Source organism: Streptomyces sp. PA03-6a (assembly GCF_033792765.1).
Classification (GTDB): domain Bacteria; phylum Actinomycetota; class Actinomycetes; order Streptomycetales; family Streptomycetaceae; genus Actinacidiphila.
Map to the genome: position 1 here is coordinate 1 of NZ_JARAVK010000537.1, position 1,827 is coordinate 1,827.

Genomic DNA, 1,827 nt, shown 5'->3' on the forward strand with positions numbered 1-1,827 from the left:
AAGAACTGTCAAGCGGCCTTGCCGAGTTGGGCGTCTGAGGTTGCAGGGAAAGCGGCGGTTTCGCTGTAGTGGACTCGTTGGTTGAGGCAGTGGTGAAGGCAGCCGATCATGCGGTTGAAGAGGTTGCGCTGGGCGGCGGTGTGACGGTCGCCGGCCTCTCGGCGGCGGTCGTAGTGGGCTCTGGCGCCGTCTGAGTGGGTCAGGGCGGCGAACGCCCAGACGTAGCCGATGGCGGCCAGACGCTGGTTCTTGACTCGGCGGGCCAGGACGGCCACGCTTTTGCCGGAGGCCCTGGTGATCGGGGCCGATCCGGCGTAGGCCTTGAGGCCTTTCGTGTCGGCGAAGCGGGATCGGTCGTCGCCGATCTCGGCGAACACCCGGGCGCCGCTGAGTGGACCGAGCCCTGGGAAGCTGGTGATGATCTCGGCGTCCGGGTGTGTTTCAAAAGACTCCACCGCGGCTTCGGCGAGGTCCTCGGCGCTGACGCATGCAGCGTCCAGCTGCCGCAAGAGTGCCAGGGTTTGGCGCCCCATGGCCTCTTCGACCAGCGGCAGTTGGCGCATTTGGGGGATGCGGAGCGCGGTCTGGAGGCGCTCGGCCTCAGCGTCGATGGTGTGCTTGCGGCCGGCTTTCTTCAGCAGGGACCGCAGCTGGGTTCGGGTCAGCCGGGCGGCCTGCTCGGGGGTGGGGGGCGGCGGCCAGGAGGACGCGGGCGATGGGGTGGCAGACACCTTCGCGGCGAATGCCGACCGCGGCCAGGAAGCCCGGGAAGTACTCGCGCAGGTGGGAGGTGAGCTTGTTGCCGGCCTGGGTGCGGTCCCAGACCGCGTCCTGCTGAGCGCGGGCGAGGACCGCGATGGCCTGGGCAAGCTCGGAGTCGGCGGGCAACCTGCGGTGGGCTGCGGCGTCGGTGCGGAGGATGTTCGCGAGGACCAGGGCGTCCAGGTGGTCGGACTTCTTGCGGCTGACCGCGTGCCGGTCGCGGTAGCGGGCGGCGGCCATCGGGTTGATCGCGTAGACCGGGCAGCCGGTGGCTCTCAGGCAGGAGACCAGCAGGCCGCGGGACGTTTCGATGGCCACAGGTGTCGGGGTCTCGGCGCTGTCGCCGTGCTCGGCGAGGATTGTTATGAGCTGGGCGAGACCCTCGGCGTCGTCGTTGATCCTCGCTCTGGACAGCAGCGAACCGGTGTCGTCGACCACGACGACGTCATGATGGTCACTGGCCCAGTCGATGCCGCAGAACACACTCAATTGCTTCACGCCCTCTCGGCTTGGTTAGCGTGTTTCGGCTGGTCACAGCCGTGTGGGGCACGCGTCTCCCTAATGGCAGGGCTCGAGGGCCCGTCATCCGATTAGCCGTTCGTGACCCCAGCGACCCGCAAGGCCCTCCGTCTCGGGAAGAGCTCGGTGGCTCCCGAACATGTCAGAGGTGGCCCCTGTGAGCGGCTCGGACCACGACCATCAACGGTCCGATCATGTGATTGGTCACGTTGCCGACGGCGAGCGACAGCACCCGCCAGCCTTCTTTGAGGGCTTCTGCCCTGATCAGCGGAGGACGTCGTACTGACGCCGGCCGTCGACAACGTGACCGAGGTGGCGGGAGACGCTGTCGGCTCGACTCTGCATTCAAGGGGTCCAGGCCCCGGGAACCCACGACGAGTAACGAGCTTCAATTCCCGCCACCCGGCGGGATGGGAGCCATCGAGCCGCTCTATCTTCAAGAGCTCACGGCTTGGGTGATGTCAAGGCTTCTCTGGTCCCCACCGATGCCCATTAGGTGATGTCGCCGACGTACTTCGTGTTCACCGCGTCGGCGGTGAAGTCACG

1 pseudogene is annotated in these 1,827 nt (G+C 67.2%); it reads right to left on the reverse strand.

Annotated elements, in window-relative coordinates:
* Nucleotides 1-8: 8 nt before the first annotated feature.
* Nucleotides 9-1,251: pseudogene (locus PV350_RS46440) on the reverse strand (IS110 family RNA-guided transposase).
* Nucleotides 1,252-1,827 lie beyond the last annotated feature (576 nt).